Below are 24525 nucleotides of genomic sequence, written 5' to 3' on the forward strand. Positions count from 1 at the left end.
GCGAGTTTGGGCGAGACCCCGCGAAACGTGAGCACCGCAGGTTGCCCGTAGCGAAGCGAAGGGACGCAGCCAGTAGGGGTCGCCTTTCTTTGCTTACTTTCTTTGGCGAAGCAAAGAAAGTAAGTCGCCCGCCGGGGCGAGACCCGGCCCCGGGAAAAAACCAATTGCTACCATCCCCCCAAGCCATCAGCCAAGAACCCCAAATGCCCCAATTCCCCTTCGCCGCAGTCCTCTTCGACTGCGACGGCGTCCTGGTCGACTCCGAACCCATCACCAACCGCGTGCTCGCCGACATGCTCGGCGAACTCGGCTGGCACCTCACCACCGAAGAGTCGATGAACACCTTCACCGGCAAGGCCGTGAAGGACGAAACCGCGCTCATCGAGTCGAAGACCGGCGTAAAGATCACCGACGAGTGGCTCAAGCGCTTTCGCGCGCGCCGCAACGAGGCGCTGGAGCGCGACCTCGTCGCCATCCCGCACGCCCCGGCGGCGATCCGCCAGATCCACGCGCTGCTCAAGGGCCGCATCGCCTGCGCCTCGGGCGCCGACCGCCACAAGGTCGAACTGCAGCTCGCCAAGGTCGGCCTGCTCGACTGCTTCCAGGGCCGCATCTTCAGCGGCCATGAAATGCCCCGTTCCAAGCCGCACCCCGACGTGTACCTTGCCGCGGCCGAAGCCCTCGGCGTGGACCCGAAGCGCTGCGCCGTGGTCGAGGACACCGTTACCGGCGCGATGGCCGGCGTGGCCGCGGGCGCCACGGTGTTCGGCTACAGCACCGGCGAGTCGGGCCACAGCGGCCCCGGCCCGCTGCTGAGCGTGGGCGTGGCGCGGGTGTTCAGCGACATGGCCGAACTGCCCGCGCTGCTTTCGGGCTACGGACTGCAGGCGGCCTGAGTTTCTGATGCAATGAGCGGCTCGACCGCCGCGCCACAAGGCACACAGCAAGGAACGCCACCCCCATGACCTCCGAATACAAGACCGAGCAACCCGAACGCACCGAGATCGACGCACGCACCGGCCCCGCCGTGGTCGAGTTCGGCACCAACTGGTGCGGCATCTGCAAGGCCGCGCAACCCCATATTGCCGAGGCCTTCGCCAAGTACCCCGATATCCCGCGCATCAAGGTGGAAGACGGCAGCGGCCGCCCGCTGGGCCGCTCGTTCAACGTGCGACTCTGGCCCACGCTGGTGTTCATGCGCGATGGCAAGGAGATCGCGAAGCTGGTGCGTCCGGAAGACAGCCAGTCGATCGCCGACGCGCTGGCCAAAATCGCCCAACCCGGCTGACGCGCTACAGCCCCTGCTGGCGGAAATCGCGCGGCGCATGCCCCGTCCACTGCAGGAACGCACGCGAAAAACTCTTCTCGTTGCGAAATCCCACGGCCAGCGCCACCTGCTTGATCGGCCGCGTCGTGCGCCGCAGCTGCTCTACCGCCATCGCGTGGCGCACTTCGTTCTTCAGCGCCTGCAGCGAAGTGCCTTCCTCGTGCAGTTGCCGGTGCAGCGTACGGCTAGATACGTTGAGCAGACCGGCCAGCGCCTCGGCCGTGGTCGCCTCGCTGGCGCGTGAACGCAGCAGCTCGCGCACGCGCCGGCCCAGCAGCCGGTCGCGCCGGTACTGCAGGATCGTCAGCGGCAGCGCGCGCTTGAGCATCGCGCGCAACGCCCGCTCGTCGCGCTGCAGCGGCAGGGCGAGGTAGCGCTCGTCGAAGCTGATGCTCGCCTGCGGCGCATCGAAGCGCACATCGGGCGTGAACATCGGCGCATAGGCGTCGGCATGCGCCGGCGCGGCGAACGGAAAGCTCGCGTGGCGCAGCGAAATGCGCGAGTCGATCGCCCAGCACATGTAGCCGTGCATGAAGCGCAGGCTGGTCACCAGGCAGAACTCGCGAAAGTCATCGTCCAGCGGGCGGTTCTGGGTGATGCGCAGCGTCGCCATGCCGCCCGCCACGTCGAGCGCCAGGCCGATGTCCTCCGTCAGCAGCCGGTGGTGTCGGCACCAGCGCTTGATGGCCACGCCCAGGTCGGGCGAACTCAGCGAGGCGCGGCACAGCATGCCGTAGCTGCCCCAGGGCAGGCGCCGCGAGAACCAGCCGAGCGCCTCGTCGTCGAGCTCCTGCATGGCATGGTCCGACAGTGCCTCGAACTGCGCGGCCGTCACCCGCGCACCGGGCCGGGCCAGTTCGCGCGGCGTGATCTGTGCCGCCTTCAGCGCCTCGGCCGGGTCCTTGCCATAACGCACGTAGCCCTGCACGATGGCTCTCACGAAGGCCATCGGCGTGACGGCGCGGGCGGGTCTGAGGAACGAAGGGGACGACATGGTTGGGCGGGCCGGGCGTGGCGCAATTTGCAACCATTGTGGCGCCAATTGCGGCGCGACCGGGCGTAAGCTGTGCTGTTCCAAGCGCCATACCGCGTGGGCAGCCCTGCGCGCCGACCCCTCAGAGGAGACAAGACACATGCACGATCCCGGCCTGAACTTCGACCTGGGCGAGGACATCGACTCGCTGCGCAGCGCCATCCAGGACTTCGCTGCGAACGAAATCGCCCCGCGCGCCGCCGACATCGACCGCGACAACCTGTTCCCGCACGACCTCTGGCAGAAGCTGGGCGAGCTCGGCTTGCACGGCATGACGGTGAAGGAAGAGTTCGGCGGCACCGAGCTGGGCTACCTGGCCCACATCGTGGCCATGGAAGAAGTCTCGCGCGCCTCGGCCTCGGTGGGCCTGTCGTATGGCGCGCACTCCAACCTGTGCGTGAACCAGATCCACCGCAACGGCAGCGACGCGCAGAAGAAGAAATACCTGCCCAAGCTGGTGAGCGGCGAGCACGTCGGCGCGCTGGCCATGAGCGAGCCCAACGCCGGCTCCGACGTGGTGAGCATGAAGCTCAAGGCCGAGAAGAAGAACGGCTACTACGTGCTCAACGGCGGCAAGATGTGGATCACCAACGGCGGCGACGCCGACACGCTGGTCATCTACGCCAAGACCGAGCCCGAGATGGGCGCGCGCGGCATGACGGCCTTCATCGTCGAGAAGAACTTCAAGGGCTTCTCGGCCGGCACCAAGCTCGACAAGCTCGGCATGCGCGGCTCCAACACCTATCCGCTGTTCTTCGACAACTGCGAAGTGCCCGAAGAAAACGTGCTGGGCGGCGAAGGCCTGGGCGCCAAGGTGCTGATGAGCGGGCTCGACTACGAACGTGCGGTGCTGTCCGGCGGACCGCTGGGCATCATGGCCGCGTGCATGGACGCGGTGCTGCCCTTCGTGCACGAGCGCAAGCAGTTCGGCCAGAGCATCGGCGAGTTCCAGCTGATGCAGGGCAAGCTCGCCGACATGTACTCGACCTGGCAGGCCACGCGTGCCTACGTGTACGCCGTGGGCAAGGCCTGCGACCGCAACGACCATGCGCGCACCTTCCGCAAGGACGCGGCCGGCGCCATCCTGTACTCGGCCGAGAAGGCGACATGGATGGCCGGCGAGGCGATCCAGGCGCTGGGCGGCGTGGGGTACACGAAGGACTTTCCGGTCGAGCGGCTGTGGCGCGATGCCAAGCTGTACGAGATCGGTGCGGGCACGAGCGAGATTCGCCGGATGCTGATCGGTCGCGAGCTGTTCGCGGAAACGGCGTAGGCTGCTTTCTCCCTCCCCTTCCGGGGGAGGGCAGGGGTGGGGGCACGCGGCCTTCGACGAGGCGCAGCGCCGAACAGACGCCGCTTGCCCCCATCCCAACCTTCCCCCAAAGGGGGAAGGAGCCAGACAAAGGAGACAAGGACATGAACATGACTGTTTCGTTGACCGAGAGCTACGGCAAGGGCGCCACCGACGTCCCCCTCATCGAAAAACCCATCGGCGACTTCTTCGACGACATGGTCGAGAAACACCCCGACCGCGAAGCGCTCATCAGCCGCCACGAAGGCCGGCGCTACACCTACCGCGAGTTGCAGACCGAGTCGAACAAGCTCGCGAGCGCCTTGCTGAACCTCGGCCTCGCTCCCGGCGACCGCGTGGGCATCTGGTCGCACAACAACGTGCCGTGGGTGCTGATGCAGATCGCCACCGCCAAGGTCGGCCTGATCCTCGTCAACATCAACCCGGCCTACCGCACCTCCGAGCTCGAGTACGCGCTCAACAAGGTCGGCTGCAAGGCGCTGGTGACGATGGCGCAGTTCAAGACCAGCGACTACCTCGGCATGCTGCGCGAGCTGGGCCCGGCGAAGCTGCCGCAGCTGCTGCACACGTTCTGGATCGACAAGCCCGGCCAAGGCGAAGAACAGGCCGGCATGCAGCGCTTCTCGCAGCTGCTCGCGAGCGGCGACGCGACCGACGCGCGCATCGCGCAGGTCCAGAAGACGCTGAAGGCCACCGACCCCATCAACATCCAGTTCACCAGCGGCACCACGGGCTTTCCCAAGGGCGCGACGCTCACGCACCGCAACATCCTGAACAACGGCTTCTTCATCGGCGAGTGCATGAAGCTCTCGCCCGCTGACAAACTCTGCATTCCGGTGCCGCTGTATCACTGCTTCGGCATGGTGCTGGGCAACCTGGCCTGCCTCACGCACGGCTCGGCCATCGTCTACCCGAACGACGGCTTCGATCCGCTCACCGTGCTGGAGACCGTGCAGGCCGAGAAATGCACCGGGCTGCACGGCGTGCCCACGATGTTCATCGCCGAGCTCGACCATCCGCGCTTCAAGGAGTTCGACCTGTCCACGCTGCGCACCGGCATCATGGCCGGCTCGCCGTGCCCCACCGAGGTGATGAAGCGCGTGGTCGACCAGATGCACCTGGGTGAGATCACCATCGCCTACGGCATGACCGAGACCAGCCCCGTGAGCTGCCAGAGCAGCACCGACACGCCGCTGGACAAGCGCGTGTCCACCGTGGGCACGGTGCAGCCGCACCTGGAGGTGAAGATCATCGACCCCGAGACCGGCGCGATCGTGCCGACCGGCCAATCGGGCGAGTTGTGCACCCGCGGCTACTCGGTGATGCACGGCTACTGGGAAGACGAGCCGCGCACGCGCGAAGCCATCGACGCCGAGCACTGGATGCACACGGGCGACCTGGCGACGATGGACGCCGAGGGCTACGTCAACATCGTCGGGCGCATCAAGGACCTGGTGATCCGCGGCGGCGAGAACATCTACCCGCGCGAGATCGAGGAGTTCCTGTACCGCCACCCGAAGGTGCAGGACGTGCAGGTCGTCGGCCTGCCCGACAGGAAGTACGGCGAGGAGCTGTGCGCCTGGATCATCGTCAAGCCCGGCCAGAGCGCCACCGACGAAGACATCCGCAGCTTCTGCAAGGGCCAGATCGCGCACTACAAGGTGCCGAAGTACATCCAGTTCGTCACCGAGTTCCCGATGACGGTGACCGGCAAGATCCAGAAATTCAAGATCCGCGACGCCATGACCGAGCAGCTCGGTCTGACGAAAGAAAAGACAGCATGAGCAAACTCGAAACCAAACTGAATGCGCGTTCGGCCGATTTCCAGGCGAACGCCGCGGCGATGCGCGCGTTGGTCGATGACCTGCAGGCGCAGTTCGCCAAGGTGGAGCAGGGCGGCGGCGAGGCCGCGCGCGCCAAGCACACGGCACGCGGCAAGCTGCTGCCGCGCGACCGCGTGGCCGAGCTGCTGGACCCGGGCACGCCCTTCCTGGAGATCGCGCCGCTGGCCGCGCATGCGATGTACCTCGACGCCAAGGGGGCCGAGTCGGCGCCCGGCGCGGGCCTCATCGCGGGCATTGGCCGGGTGAACGGCGTCGACTGCATGGTCGTCTGCAACGACGCGACCGTGAAGGGCGGCACCTACTACCCGCTCACGGTGAAGAAGCACCTGCGCGCGCAGGAAATCGCCGAGCAGAACCGCCTGCCCTGCATCTACCTCGTCGATTCGGGCGGCGCCAACCTGCCGAACCAGGACGAGGTGTTTCCCGACCGCGACCACTTCGGCCGCATCTTCTACAACCAGGCCAACATGAGCGCCCAGGGCATCCCGCAGATCGCGGTGGTCATGGGCTCGTGCACGGCCGGCGGCGCGTACGTGCCGGCGATGAGCGACGAATCGATCATCGTGAAGAACCAGGGCACCATCTTCCTGGGCGGCCCGCCGCTCGTGAAGGCGGCCACCGGCGAAGTGGTCACGGCGGAAGACCTGGGCGGCGGCGACGTGCACACGCGCCTGTCGGGCGTGGCCGATCACCTGGCGCAGAACGACCTGCATGCGCTGGCGCTGGCGCGCACCGCGGTGGCCAACCTCAATGCGAAGGCGCCCGAGGCGCCGGCAGCAGCCAAGGGCGGTGCCGAGGTGCGCCAGCCCGCGTTCCCGCGCGAAGAGCTCTACGGCGTGATCCCCACCGACACCCGCAAGCCCTTCGACGTGCGCGAGATCATTGCGCGCATCGTCGACGGCAGCGAGTTCCACGAGTTCAAGGCCCGCTTCGGCGCCACGCTGGTCTGCGGCTTTGCCGAGATCGAAGGCATGCCGGTGGGCATCATCGCCAACAACGGCATCCTGTTCAGCGAGTCGGCGCAGAAGGGCGCGCACTTCATCGAGCTGTGCTGCCACCGCAAGATCCCGCTGGTGTTCCTGCAGAACATCACCGGCTTCATGGTGGGCCGCAAGTACGAGAACGAAGGCATCGCGCGCCACGGCGCCAAGATGGTGACGGCCGTGGCCACCGCCAACGTGCCCAAGTTCACCATCATCATCGGCGGCAGCTTCGGCGCCGGCAACTACGGCATGTGCGGGCGTGCGTACAGCCCGCGCTTTCTCTGGATGTGGCCCAACGCGCGCATCAGCGTCATGGGCGGCGAGCAGGCCGCGAGCGTGCTGGCCACGGTGAAGCGCGACGGCATCGAGCTGAAGGGCGGCAGCTGGAGCAAGGACGAGGAAGAAGCCTTCAAGGCCCCCATCCGCCAGCAGTACGAAGACCAGGGCCACCCCTACTACGCCACCGCGCGGCTGTGGGACGACGGCATCATCGACCCGGCCGACACGCGCCGCGTGCTGGCGCTGGGCCTGGCGGCGTCGCGCAATGCACCGATTCCCGAGCCGAAGTTCGGCATCTTCCGCATGTAGGAACCGCACGGAGACGCTTTCATGACGCTGCGCCGCCTCTCGCTCATCACCGCCTTGCTTTGCATGTCGCTGGGCGCGCACGCGCAGAACGTGGCGCGCCGCGACGTCGAGATACCGATGGCGGTCAAAGGCTTCTTCGGCGAGTCGCACATCAAGCTCGCCGCCACCGAATACAGGCCCGAGGGCGACGGCCCGTTTCCGGTGCTGGTGATCAACCACGGCACGCCGCGCTCGCCCACCGACTTTCCGAAGATGCAGGACCGCTATGCGCGGCAGGCCGAGTTCTTCGCGAAGCGTGGCTTCCTGGTCATCAACCCGCTGCGCCGCGGCTACGGAAAGTCCGACGGGCCGTGGGCCGAGAACTACTTCAGCTGCGCCAACCCCGACTACGTGCACGCCGGGCTCGAAACCGCGAAGGACATCGGCGCGGCGCTCGACTACGCGCGCTCGCTGCCGTACGCCGATGCGCAGCACATGGTGCTGCTGGGCAAGTCGGCCGGCGGCTTCGGCGTGCTGGCGCTGTCGAGCCTGAACCCGGCCGGCGTGGTCGGCACCATCAACTTCGCGGGCGGACGTGGCTCGCGCGGTCCGGACGACGTGTGCAACGAGGCGAAGCTGGTCGATGCCTTCGGCCGCTACGCCTCGACCACGAAGGTGCCGATGCTGTGGGTCTATTCCGAGAACGATCATTTCTTCGGGCCCGCGCTGGCGAGCCGCCTGCTGGCGGCGTACAAGGCCCAGGGTGTGGACGTGCGCTTCGAGGGCGTGCCGCCCTACGGCAACGACGGCCACGCCTTCTTCGAAGGCCGCGACAAGGCCGCGATCTGGGTGCCCATGGTGGACCAGTTCCTCGCGAAGCTGGGCCTGGCCCGGCAGGTGCAATGAAGACAGACAAGACACAACGGACATGAGCGACTACACCAAGCTGAAACTTTCCATCGACGGCGAAAGCGCCGTGGCGCGCATCTGGCTCGACCAGCCCGACGCACGCAACGCCTTCGACGATGTCGTCATCGCCGAGCTGACGCGGGCCTTCACGGAGGCCGGCGCCACCGCGCAGGTGAAAGCCATCGTGCTCGGCGCGAGCGGCCCGGCCTTCTGCGCGGGCGCCAACCTCAACTGGATGCGTCGCATGGCCGACTACACGCGCGACGAGAACATCGCCGACGCGGGCAAGCTGGCCGCCATGCTGCGCACCATCGCCGAGTGCCCCAAGCCCACCATCGCGCGCGTGCAGGGCGATGTGTATGCAGGCGGCATGGGGCTGGTCGCGGCCTGCGACATGGCGGTGAGCGTGGACACCGCCTGGTACTGCCTGAGCGAAGTGAAGATCGGCCTCGTGCCCGCGACCATCAGCCCCTACGTGCTTCGCGCCATGGGCACGCGCGCCTCGCAGCGCTACTTCCTCACGGCCGAGCGCTTCACGGCCGCCGAGGCGCACCGCATCGGCTTCGTGCACGAAGTGGTCGGCGCCGACGCGCTCGATGCCAAGGTCGACGAACTCGTCAAGGCACTCACCGGCGCGAGCCCGGCCGCCGTGCGCGCCTGCAAGCAGCTGATTGCCGAGGTGGACGGCCGCGAGATCGACGACGCCTTGATCGCCAGGACCGTCGAGGGCATCGCCGACATCCGCGCGAGCGACGAAGGCCGCGAGGGCGTGCAGGCCTTCCTGCAGAAGCGCAAGCCGTCATGGCTGGCAGCCAAGGCCTGACGCCCATGCCGCACACACTCATCGAACGCATGGACACGTGGCTGTCCGCCCACCGCGCGGACTACCACGCGTCGCTGCGGCCCGGCGTGGGCGATGACGACCTCGATGCCTTCGAGGCGAAGTTTTCGCTCAAGCTGCCCGAGGCTTTCCGCGCGCTCTACCGCTGGCGCGACGGCCAGCCGAACAGCAACTTCGACAGCCTGCAGCACAACCGCATGTTCAGCGCGCTCGGGGACATCGCCGACACCAAGGAGATGCTGGACGACATGATCGGCACCGACTTCGAAGACCCTGCCACCTGGCGGCGCGGCTGGGTGCCTTTTCTGTCGAACGGCGGTGGCAGCTACCTGTGCGTGGACATCGATGCGGAAGGCGGCGGCCAGCCGGGGCAACTCGTCGCCTTCTGGAAAGCCGACGAAGACCGCCCCGTGGAGCATGCGTCCGTCGATGCATGGCTCGCGGACCTCGTGGCTTCCATGGAAGCCGGCACGATCGAATTCGACTGAGGGCCGCCCATGAACACCAGCCTCGACATGCCCCAACTGCTCGCACTGGCCGCTGCCATCGGCTGGGCCAGCGGCGTGCGGCTCTACCTGGTCGTGCTGCTGACGGGCGTGGTCGGCTACTTCTGCTGGGTGCCGCTGCCCAGCGGGCTGCAGCTGCTGGCGCATCCGGTGGTCATCGCGGCCAGCGGTTTCATGGTGTTCATCGAGTTCTTCGCCGACAAGATTCCCGGCCTCGATTCGCTGTGGGACATGGTGCACACCGCCATCCGCATCCCGGCCGGCGCGGCGCTCGCGGCCAGCGTGTTCGGCGCCGACCACAGCGCGCTGGCCGTCGTCGCCGCGCTGCTGGGCGGCGGCTTCGCGGCCACGGCGCATGCGGCCAAGGCCACCACGCGCGCGGCCATCAACACCTCGCCCGAGCCGTTCTCCAACGTGGGCGCTTCGCTGGTCGAGGACACGATGGTGCCGGCGGGGCTGTGGCTCGCGGTGGCGCACCCTTTCGTCTTTCTGGTGCTGTTCGTGCTGGTGCTTGTGGCGAGCGTGTGGCTCATTCGCAAGAGCTGGCGTTTCCTCAAGGCGCTGTTCGCCCGCGTGGCCCGCATCTTCAGCGGCCGATCCGATCCGGGCGTGGTGCCCGCGTTTCAACTGAAAAAGAATCCTCCGGGAGACACTCCGAATGTTTAAGAAGATCCTGATCGCCAATCGCGGTGAAATCGCGTGCCGCGTTGCCGCCACCGCACGCCGCATGGCCATTCGCACCGTGGCCGTGTATTCCGATGCCGACGCGCATGCCAACCATGTGCGCGCCTGCGACGAGTCGGTCCACATCGGCGGCAGCGCGCCCAAGGACAGCTACCTGCGCTGGGAGCGCATCCTCGAAGCCGCCAAGGCCACGGGCGCCGAGGCGGTGCACCCGGGCTACGGCTTCCTGAGCGAGAACGAAGAGTTCGCGCAGGCCTGCGCCGACGCGGGCCTGGTCTTCATCGGCCCGCCGCCCTCGGCCATCAAGGCCATGGGCCTGAAGGCCGAGTCGAAGCAGCTGATGGAAAAGGCCGGCGTGCCGCTGGTGCCCGGCTACCACGGCCATGACCAGAACCCGGCGCTGCTGCAGCGCGAGGCCGACCGCATCGGCTACCCGGTGCTCATCAAGGCCAGCGCCGGCGGCGGCGGCAAGGGCATGCGCGCGGTCGACAAGGCGCAAGACTTCGCCGCCGCGCTGGCCTCGTGCCAGCGCGAAGCGATCAACAGCTTCGGCGACGACGCGGTGCTGATCGAGAAGTACGTGCAGCGCCCGCGCCACATCGAGATCCAGGTGTTCGGCGACACGCAGGGCAACTACGTCTACCTGTTCGAGCGCGACTGCTCTGTGCAGCGGCGCCACCAGAAGGTGCTGGAAGAAGCGCCCGCGCCCGGCATGACCGAGGCCATGCGCAAGCAGATGGGCGACGCCGCCGTGTCGGCAGCACGCGCGGTGAACTACGTGGGCGCGGGCACGGTGGAGTTCATCGTCGAGCAACGCGACGGCGGAGAGATGAACTTCTTCTTCATGGAGATGAACACCCGCCTGCAGGTGGAGCACCCTGTCACCGAAGCCATCACCGGGCTGGACCTCGTCGAGTGGCAACTGCGCGTGGCATCGGGCGAGCCGCTGCCCGCGAAACAGGCGGACCTGAAGATTCACGGCCACGCCATCGAGGCGCGCATCTGCGCCGAGAACCCCGACAACAACTTCCTGCCCGCCACCGGCACCTTGCGCGTGTACCGCAAGCCGCAAGCCACCGCATTCCAGCGCAGCCGCGTACGCATCGACGATGGCGTGCGCGAGGGCGGCGAGATCTCGCCCTTCTACGACTCGATGATCGCCAAGCTCATCGTGCACGGCGCCACGCGCGACGAGGCGCTGGCCCGGCTCGACGCCGCGCTGGCGCAGGTGCAGATCGTGGGCGTGCAGACCAACGTGCAGTTCCTGCGCGGCATCCTGGCCACCGAATCGTTTGCCAAGGCCAACCTCGACACCGCGCTGATCGAGCGCGAACGCGCCGTGCTGTTCGACCGGGAGGCCCTGGGCCTGCCGCTGGCCGCCGCGGCGGCCATCACGCGAACGCTCGTCACCGAATGGCCCGGCAAGTTGCCCGACCCGTTCGCGCGCCGCGACGGCTGGCGCTCGCACGGCGAGTACCTGCGCCGCTTCGACTTCGAGTTTCGCGGCGCCGAGCAGATTGCCTTGCTGACCTACAAGCGCGACGGCAGCCTGTGGCTGGAAGCCGGCGGCGCCGAAGGCCCGCTGGTGGTCGGCCGGTTCCCGACCGGCGAGTTCGAGGTGGAATTCGCCGGCACGCGCCAGACGCTGGCCGTGCACGTCGACGGCCCCACGTCGCATATCTTCGCTTCGAAGGGCGCGACGAAGATCACCACCATCGACCGCCTCGCGCATGCCGGCGAGACCCAGGCCGAAGGCGGCCGGCTCACCGCGCCGATGCCCGGCAAGGTCGTGTCGTTCGCCGTGAAGGCCGGCGAAAAGGTCACGCGCGGCCAGGCGCTGGCGGTGATGGAAGCCATGAAAATGGAGCACACGATCGCCGCGCCGGCCGACGGCACGGTGGAGGAGCTGATGTTCTCCCCGGGCGAGCAGGTGGCCGAGGGCGACGAATTGCTGCGGATGAGTGCGGCGGCGGCCTGAAAAAAGTTGACCCCGTTCCGGGCGGCCGCCCGTATCAGCTGCGGTAGTCATCACTCAAGGATCTCCAATGACCTCTCGCACGCTTTCCGGTTCGCCGCTTTTCCTGTCTGTCCGCCAGCGGTCGGGCATCGTCCTCGTGGCCTTGGCGGCGGCGTTGTCGCTGGCGGGCTGCGAACGCAAGAGCAACGAGGCCGCGCTGGCCGCACCCGTGCCGGCCGCGCCCATGCAGGCCGCGCCCGGCATCGCCGGCGGCATGGCCATGAAGGACCAGCGCCGCGCGCGCGTGGCGGACACGGCGTCCGCTGAGGCCGATGCGTCGCAAGACACCCCGCTGCAGCGCTTCCTGGCGGTGCGGCAGGAGCTGAACGTGGAGGTGCCTTCGGAGCAACTCGCCGACGCCTGGGGCAAGGTGCGCGACCTGTGCGGCACGCTGAAGTGCGAGCTGCTGTCGTCCTCGCTGCTGCGCGAGACGCCGCAGCAGCCCGGCAACGCCATGCTCGAGGTGCGCGTGGAGCCGGCCGACGTCGACAAGCTGCTCGGCGGCCTGGCGGGCGTGGCGAACGTGGTCTCGCACACCACCACCAGCGAGGACAAGACCGCCGAGGTGATCGACGTCGAAGCCCGCATCAGGAACCGCACCGAGTTCCGCGACAGCCTGCGCACCATGCTGCGCGACACCGTCACCAAGCGCACCATGGCCGACCTGCTGGCCATCCAGCGCACGCTGTCGGACACCCAGGCCGAGCTGGACGCCATCGCCACGCAGCGCAAGGTGCTGGCGCAGCAGACCAGCAAGCAGCACATCCAGATCCAGTTCACGCCCAGGCGCGCGCTGGTGGGCAGCGGCGACGGCTACAGCCCGATGGGCCAGGCGCTGCGCAATGCCGGCTCGGTGCTGGCGGAAAGCGTGGGCGCGCTGATCACCTTCGTGGCGGCGGTGCTGCCGTGGCTGGTGCTGGTGGTGCTGCCGCTGGGGTGGCTGGTGCGGGTGTTGTGGCGCCGTCGCAAGGCCAGGGCGGCCTGAGCTGCCTGTCGGTGAAGCAGGGCGCAGCGGGCTGCGCCCTGCGTGTGGTCAGCCCACCACCACTTCGCTGATCTGCATCACCGGCGCGATGTCGGTGTAGTTCTTCACGTCGCCCATGATCTCCTTCATGTGCGGCCCGAACGCCGCCTGGAAGGCCTCGACCGATTCGCTGAACACGTGGCACATGCCGACGTAGGTGGGCGGGGTGCCCGGGGCGCCGCCGCCCAGGCCCTTGTCGATGGTGTACGAGAGGCAGGCGTCGCCCATGCGGGCCTTGAGCAGCGGCATGTGCTTGTCGCGGTAGTAGGCGTGGTCGAAGCGGGCATCGGCCGCGTAGGGGTACATCACGCTGACTTTGATCATGGGTGTCTCCTGATGGGATCGGACGGTTGACGGGCGTTCGAGCATAGCCATCCAGGGGCGCCGCGTCAGCGCCCTCACTAAGATCCGTCCCCATGCGAATCACCGTCTACCTCACCGACAACCGCCCAGACCCCTGGATCCAAGGCCTTCAGGCCGAACTCCCCGACGCCGTCATCGAAGCCTGGAAGCCCGGCGCACCGCAGGCCGACCATGCCGTGGTGTGGGCGCCGCCGCAACAGTTTCTCGACGAGCAGCCCAAGCTGCGCGGCCTCTTCAACATCGGCGCGGGCGTCGATGCGTTGCTCAAGCTCAAGGTGCCGGCGCACACGCGCATCGTGCGGCTCGACGACGCCGGCATGTCGGTGCAGATGGCCGAGTACGTGTGTCACACGCTCATTCGCCACTTCCGAGAGTTCGACGTGTACGAGGCCGATGCGCGCGAAGGCAAGTGGAGCTACCGCAAGCCGCGGCTGCGCAGCGACTTTCCGGTCGGCATCATGGGCCTGGGCGTGCTCGGCGAGCGCGTGGCCAAGGCTGTGGCGCAGTTCGAGTTTCCGGTGCTGGGCTGGAGCCGCTCGCCGAAGGACATCGACGGCGTGCAGGTGTTCAGCGGCGAGGCGCAGTTCGACGAGTTCCTGTCGTCGACGCGCGTGCTCATCAACCTGCTGCCGCTGACCGAGGCCACGCGCGGCATCCTCAACCGCACCACGCTGGGCAAGCTGCGGCCCGAGGGCTACCTGATCAGCATCGCGCGCGGCGGCCACCTGGTCGAGGACGACCTGATCCCGATGCTCGACGCCGGCCAGCTCGCGGGCGCGACGCTGGACGTGTTCCAGGTCGAGCCGCTGCCGGCCGACCACGCCTTCTGGCGCCACCCCAAGATCACCGTGACGCCGCACGGCTCGGCGCGCACGCTGCGCGAGGAATCGATCAGCCAGATCGCCGGGAAGATCCGCGCGATGGAACAGGGCCTGCCGGTGAACGGCGTGGTCGATCCGACGCGCGGCTACTGAGGACGACCGCAGCCAGGCGCCAACCCACGGCGCTTGCAGCTGGAACGCGGCGCAGACCGCCAAGGGAAGGGGAAACCCCGAGGCGCCAGTTTTTCACATCTATGAAAATCTTTTCATGACTGTGAAAACCGCGTTCCGCGTGATCGAGATCGTCGAGCTCTTCGCTCGCGAGAAACAGCCGCTGGCGCTGTCCGAGATGGCACGCCTGCTCGACATGCCGGTGTCCAGCTGCCTGGGCCTGATCCGCACGCTCGAGGAGCAGGGCTACATGTACGAGACCGGCCGCCGCCAGGGCTACTACCCGACGGGCCGGCTGCTGGCGATGGCGCAGGTCATCGCCGCCCACGACCCGGTGCTCGACCGGGTCAAGGCCACGCTCGAAGAGCTGCGCGATGCCGCCCGCGAGACCGTGGTGTTCGGCAAGTTCCGCGACGCGGGCCAGGTGGTGTACCTGGAGGTGCTGAGCGCGCCGCAGGCCATCCGCTATTCCGCCGAATCGGGCGAGACGCGCCCGGCCTACGCCAATTCGCTGGGCCGCGCGCTGCTGTCCACGCTCGCCCCCGAGGCCCGCCGCAAGCTGCTCGACGGCATGACGCTCGCGCCCTTGACCGATGCCACGCTCACCACCGCCGAGGCCATCGAGGCCGAGCTGCAAAGCGCCGCCGCGCGCGGCTGGTACGGCAACCTCGGCGAAAGCATTCCCGACCTGATCGGCCTGGCCTGGCCGCTGCGCATCGGCGGCGAGGCGTACGCCATTTCGGTCGCCGGCCCGCGCTACCGCGTGGAGCCGCGCATCGAGGAGATCGCCGCGATGCTGCGCTCGGCCTGCCTCGCCATCGAACCCAAGACAGAAAGCCCCCGATGACCCCGACCCCGACCCCGACTGCCGCTGCCGCGCCCCGCTACTTCGTCCGCGAGGACGAGATCGCCGGCTACCACCCCGCCAACCACACCGGCACGCTGAACAAGCGGCTGATCGGCCCCGAGACCGTGGGCGCGAAGCAGCTCGAGGTGCTGGTGGGCCACATCCAGAAGGGCAAGGGCGCGCTGCCGCATGCGCACCCGGGCATCGAGCAGGTCTGCTACATGCTCGAAGGCCGCGCGGTCGCCGAGGTGGGCGGCCAGCGGCAGGAGCTGGGCCCGGGCGACAGCTGCTTCTTTCCGGCCGACGCCATGCACACCTTCACGGTGGTGAGCGACGAGCCGGTGCGCGTGCTGGTGATCTACAGCCCGCCGTACGAGGAACTGCCGGAACGCGTGATCCGGCCCTGAACCGAAGCGCCTCGAACCCGGTTCGCAGGCGCGGCTTTGCACCGACAACAACCCCGGAGACAAGCACCCATGAAGACGACGAAGAACGCGACCGAGCAAACGGTCGTGGTGGCGAACCGCCGCCGTTTCATTTCCATCGGCGCGGCCGCAGGCCTTGCCGGCGCCGCGCCATGGGCCTTCGCGCAGGACGGCTACCCCAGGCTGCCGATCAAGCTCGTCGTGCCCTTCGCGGCCGGCAGCGGCACCGACGCGGTGGCGCGCATCACCGGGCAGATGCTCGGCGAGGCGCTCAAGGGCTCGGTCATCGTGGACAACCGCGCGGGCGCCAACGGCGTGATCGCGGCCGAACTGGTGGCCAAGGCGCCGCCCGACGGCTACACGCTGTTCATGACGACCAACACCACGCATTCGGCCAACCCGAGCCTGATGAAGTCGCTGCCCTACGACCCGGTGAAAGACTTCGCACCCGTGAGCCGCATGGGCAACCTGCCGTTCATGCTGGTGGTGAACAACGACCTGCCGGTGAAGAGCGTCGCCGAGCTGCTGGCCTGGGGCCGCGCGAACCCGGGCAAGCTGACCTATGCGAGCGGCAACAGCACCGGCATCGTGAGCGGTGCCACGCTGTCGCGCATGAGCGGCATCCCGATGCTGCATGTGCCGTACAAGAGCACGCCGCCGGCCATCGCCGACCTGATCGGCGGCCAGGTGTCGATGATGGTGGTCGACCTGGCGGCGGGGCTGGCCACGGTGAAGGCCGGCAAGATGCGCGCGATCGCGGTGACCACCCAGGAGCGCACCAAGCTGTTCCCCGAACTGCCGCCGCTGGCCGACACGCCCGAACTGAAGGGCTTCGACATCACGTCGTGGAACGGCGTGTTCGCGCCGGCCGGCACGCCGAAGGACATCGTGCGCCAGCTCAACAAGGCGCTGTCGGACATGGCCAACGGCACGGCGTTTCGCGAGCGGGTGGCCAAGCTGGGCTTCGATGCGTTCGGCAGCACGCCGGAGGCGCTGGGGGCGTTCACGGTGTCTGAATTGGCGAAGTGGAAGAAGCTGATCCAGGCTGCGGGCATTCAACCCGAATGAGCGCGTTGAATTTCTCCCTCCCCTTCCGGGGGAGGGCTGGGGTGGGGGCACGCGGCCGTTGCAAAAGCACGGCCTCCACCGGCGCCGCTCACCCCCATCCCAGCCTTCCCCCAGAGGGGGAAGGAGCCAATACGCAGAGCACCCGACGCGCATGAATCGGCTCTCGAATTTGAATTTCTCCCTCCCCTTCCGGGGGAGGGCTGGGGTGGGGGCACGCGGCCGTTGCAAAAGCACGGCCTCCACCGGCGCCGCTCGCCCCCATCCCAACCTTCCCCCAGAGGGGGAAGGAGCGAAGACCAAGACATGAACACCGCCGGACCTCTTCAAGGCATCCGCATCCTCGACCTCACGGCCGTGGTGATGGGCCCCTACGCCACGCAAACGCTGGGCGACCTCGGCGCCGACATCGTCAAGGTCGAGCCGCCCGCCGGCGACAACCTGCGCGCGGTCGGGCCGATGCGCCATGCCGGCATGGGCGCGATGGCGATGCACCTCAACCGCAACAAGCGATCCGTCGTGCTCGACCTCAAGCAGCCCGAGGGCCGCGAGGCCTGCCTGCGGCTGGCGGCGGGGTGCGACGCGCTGATCTATAACACACGACCGCAGGCGATGGCACGGCTGGGCCTGGGCTACGACGCGGTGGCCGCGGTGAACCCCAGGATCGTCTACCTCGGCGCCTTCGGCTACGGCGAAGAAGGACCCTATGCGGGCAAGCCCGCGTACGACGACCTGATCCAGGGGGCGGCAGGCATCGCCTCGCTGTTCGCGCAGCAAAGCGGCGGCGCGCCGCGCTACGCGCCCGTCACGCTGGCCGACCGCGCCGTGGGCCTGCAGGCCGCCATTGCCCTCCTTGCCGCCGTGCTGCATGCGCAGCGCACCGGCCAGGGGCAGGCGGTGGAGGTGCCGATGTTCGAGGCGCTGTCGCAGTTCGTCATGGGCGACCACCTCGGCGGCCACAGCTTCGAGCCGCCGCTCGGCCCCACCGGCTACGCGCGCCTGCTCGCGCCGCACCGCAAGCCCTACGCCACGTCGGACGGCTACCTGAGCGTGCTCATCTACAACGACAAGCACTGGCAGTCCTTCTTCGACGTCATCGGCCGCCCCGACCTGCGCGCCTCGCCGATGTTCGGCACCCACACTGCGCGCGCGGCGAACATCGGCGCGGTGTACGCCTTCGTCGCCGAGGTGATGGCCACGCGCACCAGCGACGCATGGTTCGCCGCGCTGGCGGCGGCCGACATTCCGGTCGCGCGCCTGCACAGCACCGAGAGCCTGCTCGACGACCCGCACCTGCGCGCGGTCGATTTCTTTCCCGAGTTCGACCACCCGACCGAAGGCCGCATCCGCACCCTCGCGCCGGTCGGGCGCTACAGCGCCACGCCCACGGCCATCCGCCGCCCCACGCCGCGCATCGGCGAACAGAGCGTGGAGCTGCTGCGCGAAGCCGGCTACGACGACGCGGCCATCGAACGCATGCTCGCGCGCGGCGTCACGCTGCAGCCAGATCCAATGAAAGACAGCGAATGAATTTCTCCCTGAACGAAGACCAGCGCTCGCTGGTCGCGGCCATCGAACGGCTGTGCGAAGACTTCCCCGCCGACTACTGGCGCGACCACGACGACCGAGCCGTGTTCCCGCACGAATTCCACCGCGCCGTGGCCCAGAGCGGCTGGCTCGGCATCGCCATGCCCGAGGCGCAGGGCGGCGCGGGGCTCGGCATCACCGAGGCGGCGCTGATGATGCGCGCCATCAGCGCGTCGGGCGCCGGCATGTCGGGTGCATCGGCGGTGCACATGAACATCTTCGGGCTCAACCCGGTGGTGGTCTTCGGCAGCGAGGCGCAGCGCCAGCGCTTCCTGCCGCCGCTCATCGCGGGCACCGAGAAGGCCTGCTTCGCCGTGACCGAGCCCGACGCGGGCCTGGACACCACCAGCCTGAAGACGCAGGCGGTGCGCCAGCCCGACGGCGGCTATCGGCTGCACGGCCGCAAGATCTGGATCTCGACCGCGCAGGTGGCCGACCGCATGCTGATCCTCACGCGCACCACGCCGCTGGACCAGGTGAACAAGCCCACGCAGGGGCTCACGCTGTTCTACACGCCGCTGGACCGCAGCAAGGTCGAGGTGCGCGAGATCCACAAGCTCGGCCGCGCGGCGGTCGACTCCAACATGCTGTTCATCGACGGGCTCGAAGTGCCTGAGGAAGACCGCATCGGCGAGGAAGGGCGCGGCTTCGAATACATCCTGCACGGGCTGAACCCCGAGCGCATATTGATCGCGGCGGAGGCCATCGGCATCGGCCGCGCGGCGCTGCGCATCGCCTCGCAGTACGCGCAGGAGCGCGTGGTGTTCGGCCGGCCCATCGGCCAGAACCAGGGTGTGGCGCACCCGCTGGCGCGCGCCTGGGCCAACCTGGAGGCGGCCGACCTGATGGTCTTCAAGGCCGCCACGCTGTACGACGCGGGCGAGCCCTGCGGCATCGAGGCCAACGCCGCCAAGTACCTGGCGGCCGAGGCGGCGCACGACGCCTGCCAGAACGCCGTGCTCACGCTGGGCGGCATGGGCTATGCGAAGGAATACCACGTGGAGCGGCTGCTGCGCGAGAGCTACATACCGCGCATTGCGCCGGTGAGCCCGCAGATGATCCTGAACTTCATCGCCGAGAAGGCGCTGGGGCTGCCCAGGTCGTACTGACCCAGTTGGCCCGGACACCGCCATGGCCGAAGCCCCGGCCAGCGCATGGGGCCTGCGGGGAGGGGACAATCGTGCTCCTGCCGTTTCCACCAGCCAAGAGACAACAGCCATGAAGCTCCCCACCCAAGTCAGACTCGTCGACGTCGGCCCGCGCGACGGCCTGCAGAACGAAAAGCAACCCGTCTCCGCCGAAGTCAAGATCGGCCTCGTGCACCGCCTGCAGGACGCCGGGCTCAAGGAAATCGAGGTCACCAGCTTCGTGTCGCCCAAGTGGGTGCCGCAGATGGCGGACAACGCCCAGGTGATGCACGGCATCCAGCGCAAGGCCGGCGTTTTCTACTCGGTGCTCACGCCCAACATGAAGGGCTTCGAGGCCGCCATCGCCGCGCCGCGCGAGGAGTGGCCCGACGAGATCGTGGTGTTCGGCGCCGCGAGCGAAGCCTTCAGCCAGAAGAACATCAACTGCTCGATTGCCGAGAGCATCGAGCGCTTCGCGCCCGTGGTGGCCGCGGCGCGCGAGAAGGGCATTCGTGTGCGCGGTGCCATGTCGTGCACCGTGGGTTGTCCCTATGAAGGCGAGATCGCGCCGGCGAAGGTCGGCTACCTCGCGCAGTTGATGAAAGGCATCGGCGTGCAGCGCGTGGACGTGGCCGACACCATCGGCGTGGGCACGCCGCACAAGGTGCGCGGGGCAATGGAGGCCACGCTGGCGCACTTCGAGGTCGACGCCATTTCCGGCCACTTTCACGACACCTACGGGCAGGCGCTGGTCAACACGCTGGCGGCGCTCGAACTGGGCGTGTGGAACTTCCAGTCGTCCTCGGCCGGCCTGGGCGGCTGCCCCTACGCCAAGGGCGCGACGGGCAACGTGGCAACCGAAGACGTGGTCTACATGCTGCAGGGCATGGGCATCGAGACCGGCATCGACCTGGACAAGCTGATCGACGCGGGCGTGTACATCAGCGAGGCGCTGGGCCGCGAACCGAACTCGCGCGCGTCGAAGGCGATCCGCACCAAGCGGGCCGGTTGAAGCATGGACCTGAATGTCTGGCTTGCGTTCCTGGTGGCCAGTTGCGTCATTGCGGTATCGCCCGGTTCGGGCGCGGTGCTCAGCATGAGCCACGGGCTCAGCTACGGCGTGCGGCGCACCACGGCGACCATCGTCGGCCTGCAGCTGGGGCTGGCCGTGGTGCTGCTGGTGGCCGGCCTGGGCGTGGGCGCGGTGCTCACCGCCTCGGCCACCGCGTTCACCGTCATCAAGGTGGTCGGCGCCTGCTACCTGCTGTGGCTGGGCTGGCGGCAATGGCGAGCGCCCGTCGCGGCCGCTGCGCAAGCGGACGGCGGCGCATCGGCGTCCGTGCGCGAGCCCGACCTCACGGCGGCGCAGCGTGTGCTGCGCGGCTTCCTGACCAACGTGACCAACCCCAAGGGCATCGTGTTCATGGCCGCCGTGCTGCCCCAGTTCATCCAGCCGACGCGGCCGTTGTGGCTGCAGCTGCTGGTGCTGCTGGCCACGACGGTGACGGTCGACGTGACCGTGATGCACGGCTATGCCTGGCTGGCCGCGCGGCTGCAAGGCGTGCTGCGCAGCGTGCGCGCCCGGCGCGCGCAGAACCGCGTCTTCGGCGGCGTGCTGATGGCGATGGGCGCGTTCCTGTTCCTGTTCAAGCGCAGCGCCTGATAGATTCGATGCGATGTGCGGCTCCGAACTCCATTCCCTCCCTGAAGGCGTCCAGCGCGTGGCCCGCGTGCTGCAGGACGCCGGGCACCCCCATTCACCGCGCATGCTCGACGACGCCTGCCGCACCGCGCAGCAGGCCGCCGACGCGCTCGGCATTGCCGTCGGGCAGATCGCCAAGAGCATCATCTTCCGCCGCAAGAGCGACGAGGCGGCCGTGCTGGTCATCACCTCGGGCGACAAGCGCGTGGACGAGAAGAAGGTCGGTGCGCTGGTCGGCAAGACCGGCCGCGCCGATGCCGAGTTCGTGAAGGCGCGCACGGGCTTCACCATCGGCGGCGTGTCGCCCGTGGGGCATGTGACCCAGCCCGTGGTGCTGATCGACCGCGAGCTGTTCCGCTTCGAGGACATATGGGCCGCCGCGGGCCATCCGCACGCGGTGTTCCAGCTGCGCCCGCAAGACCTCGAGACCCTCACCGGCGCGCCGGTGGCGGACGTGGTGTGAATTTCGGCGACGCCGAGACGCTGGCCGAACGTGCCGTGGCCGTGCGTGGCGCGGCCGATGCGGTGCCTTCGCCCTGCACGTCGGTGTGCCGCATGGACAAGCTCAGCGGCTTGTGCGAAGGCTGCCTGCGCACCATTCCCGAGATCGCGGGCTGGAGCAAGATGGAAGACGAAACGCGGCGCCATGTGTGGCGCGCCATCGAGTTGCGGGCCAGGGCCGGCATCTGGCGTTCGACGGCCGATGCGGCCCACCCAGGCGACACAGGAGACACCCACGCATGAAGCACATCGACTTCTATCTCGACTTCATCTCGCCCTACGCGCACCTCGCGTTCGAGCACCTGCCCGAGGCGCTGCAGGGCCTGAGCTACAGCGTGGCCTACAAGCCGGTGCTGCTGGGCGCGCTGCTCAAGCAGCACGGGCAACTGGGCCCGGCGGAGATTCCGTCCAAGCGCAGCTGGACCTACCGCCACGTGCTCTGGCTGGGCCACACGCACGGCATCGCGATCGAGATGCCGGCCTCGCACCCCTACAACCCGCTGGCGCACCTGCGGCTGGCGCTGTCGACCAGCGACGACGGCACTGTGAGCCGCCTGGTGGCCGAGACCGTCTTTCGCCACGTGTGGCGCGGCGGCGAAGAAGCGGGCGATGCCACGCGGCTGGCCGCACTGACCGCGCAACTGAAACCCAAGCGCGAAGCCGGCAGCGACGAGAGCAAGGCCCTGCTCAAGCGCAACACCGACGAGGCGCTGCAGCTCGGTGTGTTCGGTACGCCGGCCTGTGTGGTCGACGGCAAGCTGTTCTGGGGTTTCGACGGGCTGGCAATGCTGCGCGCCTACCTCTCGGGCGATGCGTGGTTCGACGGACCGGCGTGGACCGACGCCGACCAGCGCCCCTCCTTGCTGCGCAGCAGCAAGGGCTGAGTACAAACCCGCGAAGGGTTTCGATTTCTTACAGGCTGAAACGCGCGGCGCGGGTTTCACCTTAATTCGTAAGCGTCGGTTCAGTTTCGCGAAAGGCTCGGGTCAGTCGCGCCTCCAAGAATGCCTCACGGCCCCAGGTACCGGGCGCCGCATGAACGCATACATACAGGAGACGACCCATGGCAGCCACACTAGATTCCCGGGGAGTGCCGCATCCGGCACCCCGGCCCATGTCCGCGGAGGAGAAGAAAGTCATCTTCGCCTCCTCGCTCGGCACCGTGTTCGAGTGGTACGACTTCTACCTCTACGGTTCGCTGGCCGCGATCATCGCCAAGCAGTTCTTCAGCGGCCTGGATGCGGGCGCGGCCTTCATCTTCGCGCTGCTGGCGTTCGCCGCGGGCTTCCTGGTGCGTCCGTTCGGCGCCATCGTGTTCGGCCGCCTGGGCGACATGATCGGGCGCAAGTACACCTTCCTGGTGACGATCCTGATCATGGGCCTGTCGACCTTCATCGTCGGCCTGCTGCCCAGCTACGCGACCATCGGCGTCGCGGCGCCGGTGATCCTGATCGCGCTGCGCATGCTGCAGGGCCTGGCGCTCGGCGGCGAGTACGGCGGTGCCGCCACCTACGTGGCCGAGCACTCGCCGCACGGCAAGCGCGGTGCCTACACCTCGTGGATCCAGACCACGGCCACGCTCGGCCTGTTCCTGAGCCTGCTGGTCATCCTGGGCGTTCGCGAAGGCCTGGGCGAAGCGGTGTTCAACGACTGGGGCTGGCGCATTCCGTTCCTGGTGTCGATCCTGCTGCTGGGCATCTCGGTGTGGATCCGCCTGACGCTGAGCGAATCGCCCGCCTTCCAGAAGATGAAGGCCGAGGGCAAGACCTCGAAGGCGCCCCTGGCCGAGTCCTTCGGCGAGTGGAAGAACCTGAAGATCGTCATCCTTGCGCTGGTCGGTCTCACGGCCGGCCAGGCGGTGGTGTGGTACTCGGGGCAGTTCTACGCGCTGTTCTTCCTGACGGCCCAACTGAAGGTCGATGCGACCACGGCCAACCTGATGATTGCCGCGGCGCTGCTGCTGGGCACGCCGTTCTTCGTGATCTTCGGGACGCTGTCCGACAAGATCGGCCGCAAGCCGATCATCATGGCCGGCTGCCTGCTGGCCGTGGTCACCTACTTCCCGGTCTTCAAGATGCTGACCGAAGCCGCCAACCCCGACCTGGCCCGTGCACAGGCCACGGCCGGCGTCACGGTGACGGCAGACCCGGCGTCGTGCTCGTTCCAGGGCAACCCGGTGGCCCGCGAGATCGACTTCCGCAGTTCCTGCGACATCGCCAAGCGCTACCTGGTGCAGAACTCGGTGAGCTATGAGAACGTGGCCGGCGCGCCGGGTTCGAAGGCGGTCGTGAAGATCGGCGACAAGACGGTCGAGGCGCCCGTCGGCAACGTCGTGAACCTCAAGTTCGACGAGAACTCCGCCAAGGAAATCGCCGCCTTCAAGAAGGGCGTGGCCGAAGACCTGAAGATTGCTGGCTACCCGGCGAAGGCCGACCCCGCCAAGATCAACAAGGTGCTGACGATCGTGCTGCTGTTCTGGCTGGTGCTGCTGGTGACGATGGTCTACGGCCCGATCGCGGCGATGCTGGTGGAGATGTTCCCCACCCGCATCCGCTACACCTCGATGAGCCTGCCGTACCACATCGGCAACGGCTGGTTCGGCGGCCTGCTGCCGACCACGGCCTTCGCCATCGTGGCCTCCACCGGCAACATGTACAACGGCCTGTGGTACCCGATCATCATCGCGGGCATCACGCTGGTGATCGGCACGCTGTTCATCCGCGAGACCAAGGACGTGGACATCTACGCGAACGACTGATCGATCGTGCGCTGAAGAGGAGGGCGCGGGCCCTCCGCTCCACAAAGAGGCTTCATGCCACGCGCATGAGGCCTTTTTCTTGAGCCTTTCAATTCGTCAACCATCCCCCAG

Annotated in this window: 25 protein-coding genes; 23 read left to right on the plus strand and 2 right to left on the minus strand. The window is 68.1% G+C overall.

Features of this window, described 5'->3' with window-relative positions; all coding sequences use genetic code 11:
- Window positions 1–203 precede the first annotated feature (203 nt).
- On the plus strand, window positions 204–896 hold the full coding sequence (locus tag AC1DJH_RS17840) for an HAD family hydrolase (RefSeq protein ID WP_478186587.1): 693 nt from the start codon (window positions 204–206) through the stop codon (window positions 894–896).
- 65 nt (window positions 897–961) lie between these two features.
- Window positions 962–1288: a thioredoxin family protein gene (locus AC1DJH_RS17845; RefSeq protein WP_472126697.1), complete on the plus strand. Its 327-nt coding sequence runs from the start codon at window positions 962–964 to the stop codon at window positions 1286–1288.
- Between the two features lie 4 nt (window positions 1289–1292).
- On the opposite strand, the gene AC1DJH_RS17850 is transcribed toward AC1DJH_RS17845, so the two are convergent.
- On the minus strand, window positions 1293–2321 hold the full coding sequence (locus tag AC1DJH_RS17850; protein ID WP_478186588.1) for an AraC family transcriptional regulator: 1029 nt from the start codon (window positions 2319–2321) through the stop codon (window positions 1293–1295).
- A 139-nt stretch (window positions 2322–2460) separates the two neighbouring features.
- Between AC1DJH_RS17850 and AC1DJH_RS17855 the strand changes: the two genes are divergently transcribed.
- The 9 genes from AC1DJH_RS17855 to AC1DJH_RS17895 all read left to right on the plus strand — a co-directional run bounded on the left by AC1DJH_RS17855 (window position 2461) and on the right by AC1DJH_RS17895 (window position 13008).
- Window positions 2461–3633: an isovaleryl-CoA dehydrogenase gene (locus tag AC1DJH_RS17855; protein ID WP_472126702.1), complete on the plus strand. Its 1173-nt coding sequence runs from the start codon at window positions 2461–2463 to the stop codon at window positions 3631–3633.
- Window positions 3634–3776: 143 nt separating this feature from the next.
- Window positions 3777–5456 (plus strand): AMP-binding protein, encoded by a 1680-nt coding sequence (locus tag AC1DJH_RS17860; RefSeq protein ID WP_478186589.1) that lies wholly within the window; start codon window positions 3777–3779, stop codon window positions 5454–5456.
- Window positions 5453–7087 carry a carboxyl transferase domain-containing protein gene (locus AC1DJH_RS17865; RefSeq protein ID WP_478186590.1) on the plus strand — a complete coding sequence of 545 codons (1635 nt, stop codon included), beginning with the start codon at window positions 5453–5455 and terminating at the stop codon, window positions 7085–7087. The genes AC1DJH_RS17860 and AC1DJH_RS17865 overlap by 4 nt, the downstream gene beginning before the upstream one ends.
- 21 nt (window positions 7088–7108) lie before the next feature.
- Complete coding sequence (locus AC1DJH_RS17870; protein ID WP_478186591.1) at window positions 7109–7972, plus strand: alpha/beta hydrolase family protein; 864 nt, start codon at window positions 7109–7111, stop codon at window positions 7970–7972.
- Window positions 7973–7994: 22 nt separating this feature from the next.
- Complete coding sequence (locus tag AC1DJH_RS17875; protein WP_478186592.1) at window positions 7995–8798, plus strand: enoyl-CoA hydratase/isomerase family protein; 804 nt, start codon at window positions 7995–7997, stop codon at window positions 8796–8798.
- Window positions 8799–8803: 5 nt separating this feature from the next.
- Complete coding sequence (locus AC1DJH_RS17880) at window positions 8804–9304, plus strand: SMI1/KNR4 family protein (protein WP_478186593.1); 501 nt, start codon at window positions 8804–8806, stop codon at window positions 9302–9304.
- A gap of 9 nt (window positions 9305–9313) precedes the next feature.
- Window positions 9314–9988, plus strand: coding sequence for a DUF4126 domain-containing protein (locus tag AC1DJH_RS17885; RefSeq protein ID WP_478186594.1), 675 nt, complete (start codon window positions 9314–9316; stop codon window positions 9986–9988).
- Complete coding sequence (locus AC1DJH_RS17890) at window positions 9981–11984, plus strand: acetyl/propionyl/methylcrotonyl-CoA carboxylase subunit alpha (RefSeq protein ID WP_478186595.1); 2004 nt, start codon at window positions 9981–9983, stop codon at window positions 11982–11984. Before AC1DJH_RS17885 ends, AC1DJH_RS17890 begins: the two co-directional genes overlap by 8 nt.
- A 67-nt stretch (window positions 11985–12051) precedes the next feature.
- The gene (locus AC1DJH_RS17895) at window positions 12052–13008 is read left to right on the plus strand and encodes a DUF4349 domain-containing protein (protein WP_478186596.1); all 957 of its coding nucleotides are present in this window, start codon (window positions 12052–12054) and stop codon (window positions 13006–13008) included.
- A gap of 48 nt (window positions 13009–13056) precedes the next feature.
- On the opposite strand, the gene AC1DJH_RS17900 is transcribed toward AC1DJH_RS17895, so the two are convergent.
- Complete coding sequence (locus tag AC1DJH_RS17900) at window positions 13057–13371, minus strand: EthD family reductase (protein ID WP_478186597.1); 315 nt, start codon at window positions 13369–13371, stop codon at window positions 13057–13059.
- Between the two features lie 92 nt (window positions 13372–13463).
- On the opposite strand from AC1DJH_RS17900, the gene AC1DJH_RS17905 reads away from it, so the two are divergent.
- The 12 genes from AC1DJH_RS17905 (at window position 13464) to AC1DJH_RS17960 (ending at window position 24414) form a co-directional block, all read left to right on the plus strand.
- The gene (locus tag AC1DJH_RS17905; protein WP_478186598.1) at window positions 13464–14384 is read left to right on the plus strand and encodes a 2-hydroxyacid dehydrogenase; all 921 of its coding nucleotides are present in this window, start codon (window positions 13464–13466) and stop codon (window positions 14382–14384) included.
- 115 nt (window positions 14385–14499) lie between these two features.
- Window positions 14500–15249 (plus strand): IclR family transcriptional regulator, encoded by a 750-nt coding sequence (locus AC1DJH_RS17910; RefSeq protein WP_435436762.1) that lies wholly within the window; start codon window positions 14500–14502, stop codon window positions 15247–15249.
- Window positions 15246–15656 (plus strand): cupin domain-containing protein, encoded by a 411-nt coding sequence (locus tag AC1DJH_RS17915; RefSeq protein ID WP_478186599.1) that lies wholly within the window; start codon window positions 15246–15248, stop codon window positions 15654–15656. Before AC1DJH_RS17910 ends, AC1DJH_RS17915 begins: the two co-directional genes overlap by 4 nt.
- A 69-nt stretch (window positions 15657–15725) precedes the next feature.
- The gene (locus tag AC1DJH_RS17920) at window positions 15726–16742 is read left to right on the plus strand and encodes a Bug family tripartite tricarboxylate transporter substrate binding protein (protein WP_435436764.1); all 1017 of its coding nucleotides are present in this window, start codon (window positions 15726–15728) and stop codon (window positions 16740–16742) included.
- Window positions 16743–17045: 303 nt separating this feature from the next.
- Window positions 17046–18269 carry a CaiB/BaiF CoA transferase family protein gene (locus AC1DJH_RS17925; RefSeq protein WP_478186600.1) on the plus strand — a complete coding sequence of 408 codons (1224 nt, stop codon included), beginning with the start codon at window positions 17046–17048 and terminating at the stop codon, window positions 18267–18269.
- Window positions 18266–19435 carry an acyl-CoA dehydrogenase family protein gene (locus AC1DJH_RS17930; RefSeq protein ID WP_478186601.1) on the plus strand — a complete coding sequence of 390 codons (1170 nt, stop codon included), beginning with the start codon at window positions 18266–18268 and terminating at the stop codon, window positions 19433–19435. Before AC1DJH_RS17925 ends, AC1DJH_RS17930 begins: the two co-directional genes overlap by 4 nt.
- Before the next feature lie 109 nt (window positions 19436–19544).
- The gene (locus AC1DJH_RS17935; RefSeq protein WP_478186602.1) at window positions 19545–20465 is read left to right on the plus strand and encodes a hydroxymethylglutaryl-CoA lyase; all 921 of its coding nucleotides are present in this window, start codon (window positions 19545–19547) and stop codon (window positions 20463–20465) included.
- A gap of 3 nt (window positions 20466–20468) precedes the next feature.
- Complete coding sequence (gene rhtB, locus AC1DJH_RS17940) at window positions 20469–21116, plus strand: homoserine/homoserine lactone efflux protein (RefSeq protein ID WP_478186603.1); 648 nt, start codon at window positions 20469–20471, stop codon at window positions 21114–21116.
- Between the two features lie 13 nt (window positions 21117–21129).
- On the plus strand, window positions 21130–21618 hold the full coding sequence (locus AC1DJH_RS17945; protein ID WP_478186604.1) for a YbaK/EbsC family protein: 489 nt from the start codon (window positions 21130–21132) through the stop codon (window positions 21616–21618).
- Window positions 21615–21899 (plus strand): DUF1289 domain-containing protein, encoded by a 285-nt coding sequence (locus tag AC1DJH_RS17950; protein WP_472122011.1) that lies wholly within the window; start codon window positions 21615–21617, stop codon window positions 21897–21899. Before AC1DJH_RS17945 ends, AC1DJH_RS17950 begins: the two co-directional genes overlap by 4 nt.
- The gene (locus AC1DJH_RS17955) at window positions 21896–22540 is read left to right on the plus strand and encodes a 2-hydroxychromene-2-carboxylate isomerase (RefSeq protein ID WP_478186605.1); all 645 of its coding nucleotides are present in this window, start codon (window positions 21896–21898) and stop codon (window positions 22538–22540) included. Before AC1DJH_RS17950 ends, AC1DJH_RS17955 begins: the two co-directional genes overlap by 4 nt.
- Before the next feature lie 179 nt (window positions 22541–22719).
- The gene (locus AC1DJH_RS17960; protein WP_478186606.1) at window positions 22720–24414 is read left to right on the plus strand and encodes an MFS transporter; all 1695 of its coding nucleotides are present in this window, start codon (window positions 22720–22722) and stop codon (window positions 24412–24414) included.
- The last annotated feature ends 111 nt before the right edge of the window (window positions 24415–24525 follow it).

Source organism: Variovorax sp. 10N412 (genome assembly GCF_056394985.1).

Coding starts and splice junctions, on each gene's coding strand:
- AC1DJH_RS17840 (WP_478186587.1), top strand. CDS start 204: ATGCCCCAATTCCCCTTCGCCGCAGTCCTCTTCGACTGCGACGGCGTC.
- AC1DJH_RS17845 (WP_472126697.1), top strand. CDS start 962: ATGACCTCCGAATACAAGACCGAGCAACCCGAACGCACCGAGATCGAC.
- AC1DJH_RS17850 (WP_478186588.1), bottom strand. CDS start 2,321: ATGTCGTCCCCTTCGTTCCTCAGACCCGCCCGCGCCGTCACGCCGATG.
- AC1DJH_RS17855 (WP_472126702.1), top strand. CDS start 2,461: ATGCACGATCCCGGCCTGAACTTCGACCTGGGCGAGGACATCGACTCG.
- AC1DJH_RS17860 (WP_478186589.1), top strand. CDS start 3,777: ATGAACATGACTGTTTCGTTGACCGAGAGCTACGGCAAGGGCGCCACC.
- AC1DJH_RS17865 (WP_478186590.1), top strand. CDS start 5,453: ATGAGCAAACTCGAAACCAAACTGAATGCGCGTTCGGCCGATTTCCAG.
- AC1DJH_RS17870 (WP_478186591.1), top strand. CDS start 7,109: ATGACGCTGCGCCGCCTCTCGCTCATCACCGCCTTGCTTTGCATGTCG.
- AC1DJH_RS17875 (WP_478186592.1), top strand. CDS start 7,995: ATGAGCGACTACACCAAGCTGAAACTTTCCATCGACGGCGAAAGCGCC.
- AC1DJH_RS17880 (WP_478186593.1), top strand. CDS start 8,804: ATGCCGCACACACTCATCGAACGCATGGACACGTGGCTGTCCGCCCAC.
- AC1DJH_RS17885 (WP_478186594.1), top strand. CDS start 9,314: ATGAACACCAGCCTCGACATGCCCCAACTGCTCGCACTGGCCGCTGCC.
- AC1DJH_RS17890 (WP_478186595.1), top strand. CDS start 9,981: ATGTTTAAGAAGATCCTGATCGCCAATCGCGGTGAAATCGCGTGCCGC.
- AC1DJH_RS17895 (WP_478186596.1), top strand. CDS start 12,052: ATGACCTCTCGCACGCTTTCCGGTTCGCCGCTTTTCCTGTCTGTCCGC.
- AC1DJH_RS17900 (WP_478186597.1), bottom strand. CDS start 13,371: ATGATCAAAGTCAGCGTGATGTACCCCTACGCGGCCGATGCCCGCTTC.
- AC1DJH_RS17905 (WP_478186598.1), top strand. CDS start 13,464: ATGCGAATCACCGTCTACCTCACCGACAACCGCCCAGACCCCTGGATC.
- AC1DJH_RS17910 (WP_435436762.1), top strand. CDS start 14,500: ATGACTGTGAAAACCGCGTTCCGCGTGATCGAGATCGTCGAGCTCTTC.
- AC1DJH_RS17915 (WP_478186599.1), top strand. CDS start 15,246: ATGACCCCGACCCCGACCCCGACTGCCGCTGCCGCGCCCCGCTACTTC.
- AC1DJH_RS17920 (WP_435436764.1), top strand. CDS start 15,726: ATGAAGACGACGAAGAACGCGACCGAGCAAACGGTCGTGGTGGCGAAC.
- AC1DJH_RS17925 (WP_478186600.1), top strand. CDS start 17,046: ATGAACACCGCCGGACCTCTTCAAGGCATCCGCATCCTCGACCTCACG.
- AC1DJH_RS17930 (WP_478186601.1), top strand. CDS start 18,266: ATGAATTTCTCCCTGAACGAAGACCAGCGCTCGCTGGTCGCGGCCATC.
- AC1DJH_RS17935 (WP_478186602.1), top strand. CDS start 19,545: ATGAAGCTCCCCACCCAAGTCAGACTCGTCGACGTCGGCCCGCGCGAC.
- rhtB (WP_478186603.1), top strand. CDS start 20,469: ATGGACCTGAATGTCTGGCTTGCGTTCCTGGTGGCCAGTTGCGTCATT.
- AC1DJH_RS17945 (WP_478186604.1), top strand. CDS start 21,130: ATGTGCGGCTCCGAACTCCATTCCCTCCCTGAAGGCGTCCAGCGCGTG.
- AC1DJH_RS17955 (WP_478186605.1), top strand. CDS start 21,896: ATGAAGCACATCGACTTCTATCTCGACTTCATCTCGCCCTACGCGCAC.
- AC1DJH_RS17960 (WP_478186606.1), top strand. CDS start 22,720: ATGGCAGCCACACTAGATTCCCGGGGAGTGCCGCATCCGGCACCCCGG.